A 5,598-nucleotide genomic window follows, 5' to 3' on the forward strand; every position below is an offset into this window, starting at 1 on the left:
CGCCCTGCGCCAGCGGCAGTGCGGTCGAATAGTTGATCGTGTTCGTCGCCCGGCGCATGTAGGCCTTCCAGCTGTCCGATCCCGCCTCGCGGCCACCGCCCGTTTCCTTCTCGCCGCCAAACGCGCCGCCAATCTCGGCGCCGCTGGGGCCAATGTTCACGTTGGCAATGCCGCAGTCCGAGCCCGCGGCCGACATGAACAACTCGGCCTCGCGCACATTGAGCGTGAAGATGGACGACGACAGGCCCGCGCCCACGGCGTTGTTCATGGCAATGGCTTCGTCGATGGTGCCGTAGCGCACTACGTAAAGGATGGGCGCAAAGGTTTCGTGCAGCGCGGGGCCTTCGTGTTTTTGCAGCTCCACCAGTGCGGGGCGCACGTAATACGCTTCGCCACCACCGATGCCTTCCACGCGACCTCCGCCGTGCACCGTGGCACCCAGCGCACGGCTTTGCTCCAGCGCCTTTTGCATGCCGTCAAACGCAGGGCGGTCGATCAGCGGGCCCACCAGCGTGCCGGGCGTGCGCGGGTCGCCCACCTGCACGTTGGCGTACACCTTGGCGAGCTGGGGCACCAATTGGTCGTAAATGCTCTCGTGCACAAACAGGCGGCGCAGCGTGGTGCAGCGCTGGCCCGCCGTGCCCATGGCGGCGAACGCAATGCCGCGCAGGGCCAGGTTCAAATCGGCCGTGGGCGCCACGATGGCTGCGTTGTTGCCGCCCAGCTCCAGAATGCCGCGCGCAAACCGCGCTGCCAAGCGCGGGCCCACGGCGCGGCCCATGGCGGTGGAGCCGGTGGCCGAGAGCACGGGCACGCGGCCGTCATCCACCAGCACCTCGCCAAGGTCGCGCTGGCCCACGATCAGCTCCAGCAGGCCCTCGGGTGCGTCGCTGCCAAAACGTGCAATGGCACGCTGCGCAATCGCGTGCGTGGCCAGGGCGGTGAGCGGGGTCTTTTCCGAAGGCTTCCACACCACTGAATCACCACATACCAGTGCCAGTGCGGCGTTCCACGACCACACGGCCACCGGGAAGTTGAAGGCCGATATCACGCCGCACACGCCCAGCGGGTGCCAGGTTTCCATCATGCGGTGGCCGGGGCGCTCGGTGGCAATCGTCAGGCCGTACAGCTGGCGCGACAGGCCCACGGCAAAGTCGCAGATGTCGATCATCTCCTGCACCTCGCCCAGTCCTTCGGACGGGATCTTGCCCGCCTCGATGGTCACCAGCAGGCCGAGGTCCGCCTTGGCGGCGCGCAGCTCTTCACCCAGCAGGCGCACCAGCTCGCCCCGGCGCGGTGCGGGCACATTGCGCCATGCCAAAAAGGCCGCATGCGCGCGGCCGATGGCAGCGGTGGCATCGGCCGGGCTTTGCTGTGGCACGTGGGCCAGTACCTCGCCCGTGATGGGCGAACGCGCCGCCAGCGTGCCGCCGGTGTAGGCCGTGCGGGGCACGCCCAGGCGTTGCAGCAGTTGATCGACTTCGGACACGAGGGAGGTGGCGACAGGGGTAGCGGACATGGCGGCTCGCAAGGGTGAGTGGAGGCGAATAGAAGGAAGCAGCGTGGGAGAAAACGCACGATCAATGCGCCAATATCCGCCAATCGCGCCGTGCTGGATAGCAAAAAAATGGAACTACTTGATCACAAATCAGCATGAAGTGCCTGAAAATTGCAGAGCTACCAACGCTTGATGTACTAGCGCCACAGCCCAAAACCACGCACAACCTGACAGAGCTGCTCATTCCCCCTGCGCATGATTGACCCCATTTGCCACCATGACCCTGCTGCGCCGCGCCTTCCTGCCCTCCACCGCCGACCTGCTGGCCTTTGAGGCGGCGGCGCGCCACCAGAGCGTGTCGCGCGCGGCCGAAGAGCTGCACCTCACCCAAAGTGCCGTGTCGCGCCAGATCCGCCAGTTGGAGGAGCAGATCGGCACCGCCCTCTTCCACCGTGTGCGCCAGCGGGTGGTGCTGACCGACGCGGGCCGGGTCTACGCGGCCGACGTGCAAAACGTGCTGCAGCAACTGTCGGCCAGCACACAAAAAGCCATGGCGTTCTCCAGCACCGACGGCCTGCTCAACCTGGCCGTGCTGCCCACGCTGGGCACGCGCTGGCTCATCCCGCGCTTAGGACGCTTCATGGCACTGCACCCCGAGGCCATGGTCAACTTCTCGGCCCGCACCGAGCCGTTTGACTTTGCAGGCACGCCGTTTGACGCCGCCATCCACTTCGGCACCCCGCACTGGGCAGGTGCCGTATGCGAATACCTGATGCACGAAGAAACCGTGCCCGTGTGCAGCCCCACCTACCGCGACCGCAACAACATTCACACACCGCAAGACCTCACGCGCGTGGTGCTGCTGCAGCAAAGCACCCGCCCCACCCAATGGGCCGAATGGTTTGAGCTGGTGGGCGTGCCCACGGCCCTGGCCCTGCGCGGCCCGCAGTCTGAACACTTCGCCATGATTGCGCAGGCTGCTGTCTCGCACCTGGGCGCGGCGCTGCTGCCGCGCTTTTTGATTGAGCAAGAGTTGGCTGCGGGGAGTTTGGTGGAGCTGTCAGACCAGGTGCTGACGAGCACCGATGCGTACTACTTGGTGTACCCGGAGACACGGGCGCAAACACCGTTGGTGAAGGCGTTCAGGGATTGGGTGGTGGGGGAGTGTGCGGGGCAGCGGCAAGGGTGAGGACCGATCGCTCATACCGAGAGACCGGGGCATATCGCCAAGAGGATGGGGCGGCAATCAAAATGGCCTGTAGCGCCATATTGCAAAGCGGCCACAGCTCATCAAAATTGGCACAAAACACCTGCTGATCCATGCCCGGACCGTGAGCTCGCTCGGTTGCTATCGGCCAGAAGCGAAAGTTGGTAAGACGGTGCTAACGTCATATTCATGCTTGAAGACTATTTCTCCCTGCAATTGAAATTTGCCACGCACTATGCAGCGAAAGCGGCAGTGCCTCTCGACGTCGCCATTGACCGTTGTACCAACTTGCGACGCAGGCTGAATCTGTGGGGGGACACTGGCGCAAGTAGGTGGAAACTCTTTCTGAACAAGGTAAAAAGCGCGGTTGATGACCGTGCCGAGCAAGTCGCTTTGTGTGCCTATTTCCAACAATCTCTTTCCTACATCGAAGTCAAACGGTCGTTCGGCTGTTTTTCTTTCGATCCGCCCGATGCATACGGTACCTTGCGCATCCACTTTGTTGCGCCAGATGGAATCAATTCCAGTCCGCTTGCTATTGAGAATTCCAGCGCAAGGAGGGCCGATTTACAAGAACTGATATCGCATGTTCAGCGCACGGAGCCACGCGCTACAACCGTGCGCGGCGTTTCTTGGCTCTACAACCTGCAGGCATACAAGCGACTCTTTCCAACGGCCTATAGCGCTTCAGTTCAGTCCGCACGGTTTCCCTTGCACTTGAACGGGAGTTCGACCTGGGGCCAAGTGCTGAACTGGCGGCAGGAGGTGAAACCGGATGTGCGAGATCAATTGTTAGTTCGCCTCAATGACATGGAGGTCGCAACTCCCTGGCTGATCTTTCCGCTCCAAGCTTTGGTCGCTACCAGCCAGATTGACGTGTTTTATGACCAGTTCACATGAAGAATGCCGAATGTCGGACGTGGCCCAAAGCAGAACCTCGCTCCATGTCGAATTCGTTCAAGACCTCACCCCCTGGCCCGGGCACCATTCCGCGCCATGCAACTTGAACCCCTCGACACCCACCTCTGGCACGCCACCCACGCGTTCAAGGCCAACGGCCTTCCTATCACCACGCGCATGACGGTCGTGCGTCTGCCAGGGCGCAAGCTTTTCATCCACTCTCCCATCCCGATGCCGCCCGGCAGCGCGTTGTTGCGCCAGTTGCAAAGCCTCGGCAGCGTGGCCTTTGTCGTGGCGCCGAACAAGATGCACCACCTTTTTCTCGCGCCCTGTGCCTCAGCCTTCCCGGGCGCGGTGGTCTACGGCCCTCAAGGGCTTGCGCAAAAACGGCCAGATTTGGCCGCTACGCTGCATGCGCTGCCTGCATGCGACCTCCCCGAGTGGCTGCCTGAGCTGGAGCACTTTGCGTTTGAGGGCATCCCGGCGGGCAATGAGTCGGTGTGGTTTCACCGGCCGTCTGCCACACTCATCGTGACGGACCTCCTGCAGTGGATGGCGGGCGATCTGCCCTGGCTCACACAGGCCTATGCCACGTTGACAGGGGTACGGCGCCAAATGGCTGTGCCGCTCACAGTGCGTGCATTGGTGCGCGACCGCACTGCGGCGGCCCGCAGTGCCGCGCATGTGTTGCGCTGGCCGTTCACACGGGTGGTGACGGCCCACAACCAAGTGATTGACAGCGATGCACACGCACAGGCGGCGCAAGCGCTGTCGGTGTTTCTGAGCGCAAGTTGACCCGCAAGCCGTTGCTTTCGGGAACTCGGAACCTCGCTCACCAGATCACGCCCCAGGTTCCGCAGGTGCAATGGCCTGCGCCTCGGCTCGCACGGATGACAAACTCTGTGCCGGCCTTCTCAGCGTTGCATCAAACGGATTGATCTTCGGCCCGATCGCGGCCGCCTCGCGTTTGAGCAACTCCACGACGGTCGGCAGACGGTCGTCGTTCAAGCGCGCGGAGATAGTGCCCACGCTCAATGCAGCGACGGCGCGACCTTCGCGGTCCAGTATGGGTACGGCCACACCGGCCATGCCTTCCAACAACCCGGTATTGCGCCCCGCATAACCCAGCTGGCGCACACGCTCGATTTCGGTGCGCAGATAGACCTCGTCAAACACGCCGTACTCGCGCACGCGGGAGAGGTTGAAGCGGATGACCTCTTCGCGCTCGACCTCAGGCAAGAAGGCCAGGATGGCCAGGGCGCCCTGCCCCACGCCCAGGGCCACGCGGCCGCCGATGTCGCCGGTGAAGGAGCGAATGGGGAACGGCCCCTCGCTGCGGTCCAGGCACACGGCATCGAACCCGCTGCGCACCAAGAGAAAGATGCTGTCACCCAGGCTGGCGCACAGGCGCAGCAGCGCGGGGCGGCACAGGCTGCGCAGGTCGCCGGGGTTGCCCGCTTTGGCAGCCAGGGCGAAGAAATCCATGCTCAGGCGGTAGAGCTTGCTGCGCTCGTCCTGCTCGACCATGCCCTCTGCCACCAGCGATTGCAGCAAACGGTGCGTGGTGCCTTGCGTGAGGCCCACGGCACGCGCCAATTGGGTGACTCGCCCGCCCTCGGCCTGCACGGCCGACAGGGCCCGGATGACGGCAAACACCCGGGGTACGCCGCCGGTGGCGGTGGATGCGGCTTCCATACCTCGCTCCTGTGGAATTCGTTGATCAAACTGAAGGCATCATATTTCATTGAACGGAATAAATTCAATAAAAATTCTGATTAATGGAATACCCGAAGCATTCTGGTTTGTTTATTGCAATAGATTCAATTGAATCGAGCGGCTGTTCCAGCGTTTGTGCGGCACTTGCACCACCCCGGTGCAAGCACACCGAAGGCCCGCAGCCCATCCATGCAACTCCACAGCAGGTGACACGCACAGCCCCCCAGGCAAACCGTGCGATGCCACCACCGGAAAGGCTTTCGCCATGTCGTTTCTC

6 protein-coding genes are annotated in these 5,598 nt (G+C 63.0%); 3 read left to right on the forward strand and 3 right to left on the reverse strand.

Annotated elements, in window-relative coordinates; translation table 11 throughout:
• A partial coding sequence (locus tag DBR23_RS22400; RefSeq protein ID WP_108499631.1) for an aldehyde dehydrogenase family protein occupies positions 1 to 1,519 on the reverse strand: 1,519 nt, incomplete at its 3' end.
• A gap of 256 nt (positions 1,520 to 1,775) precedes the next feature.
• On the opposite strand from DBR23_RS22400, the gene DBR23_RS22405 reads away from it, so the two are divergent.
• The 3 genes from DBR23_RS22405 (at position 1,776) to DBR23_RS22415 (ending at position 4,400) form a co-directional block, all read left to right on the forward strand.
• Positions 1,776 to 2,687, forward strand: a complete 912-nt coding sequence (locus tag DBR23_RS22405; protein WP_199227780.1) for a LysR family transcriptional regulator — start codon at positions 1,776 to 1,778, stop codon at positions 2,685 to 2,687.
• A gap of 207 nt (positions 2,688 to 2,894) precedes the next feature.
• Positions 2,895 to 3,605 carry a hypothetical protein gene (locus DBR23_RS22410; RefSeq protein WP_233250673.1) on the forward strand — a complete coding sequence of 237 codons (711 nt, stop codon included), beginning with the start codon at positions 2,895 to 2,897 and terminating at the stop codon, positions 3,603 to 3,605.
• A 96-nt stretch (positions 3,606 to 3,701) separates the two neighbouring features.
• Positions 3,702 to 4,400, forward strand: a complete 699-nt coding sequence (locus DBR23_RS22415) for a DUF4336 domain-containing protein (RefSeq protein WP_108499626.1) — start codon at positions 3,702 to 3,704, stop codon at positions 4,398 to 4,400.
• Between the two features lie 45 nt (positions 4,401 to 4,445).
• Here DBR23_RS22415 and DBR23_RS22420 read toward each other — a convergent pair whose 3' ends face one another.
• Together DBR23_RS22420 and DBR23_RS31530 are read right to left on the reverse strand one after the other, a co-directional pair.
• Positions 4,446 to 5,300, reverse strand: a complete 855-nt coding sequence (locus DBR23_RS22420) for an IclR family transcriptional regulator (protein ID WP_108499627.1) — start codon at positions 5,298 to 5,300, stop codon at positions 4,446 to 4,448.
• A 64-nt stretch (positions 5,301 to 5,364) separates the two neighbouring features.
• On the reverse strand, positions 5,365 to 5,598 hold a 234-nt coding region (locus tag DBR23_RS31530; RefSeq protein ID WP_233250674.1), incomplete at its 5' end, for a hypothetical protein.

This window comes from Acidovorax sp. HMWF018 (genome assembly GCF_003061035.1).
Classification (GTDB): Bacteria; Pseudomonadota; Gammaproteobacteria; order Burkholderiales; family Burkholderiaceae_C; genus Acidovorax; species Acidovorax delafieldii.

What these genes read in the sequence shown, in the direction of transcription:
- DBR23_RS22405 (WP_199227780.1), top strand. Translation starts at nt 1,776, where the DNA reads ATGACCCTGCTGCGCCGCGCCTTCCTGCCCTCCACCGCCGACCTGCTG.
- DBR23_RS22410 (WP_233250673.1), top strand. Translation starts at nt 2,895, where the DNA reads ATGCTTGAAGACTATTTCTCCCTGCAATTGAAATTTGCCACGCACTAT.
- DBR23_RS22415 (WP_108499626.1), top strand. Translation starts at nt 3,702, where the DNA reads ATGCAACTTGAACCCCTCGACACCCACCTCTGGCACGCCACCCACGCG.
- DBR23_RS22420 (WP_108499627.1), bottom strand. Translation starts at nt 5,300, where the DNA reads ATGGAAGCCGCATCCACCGCCACCGGCGGCGTACCCCGGGTGTTTGCC.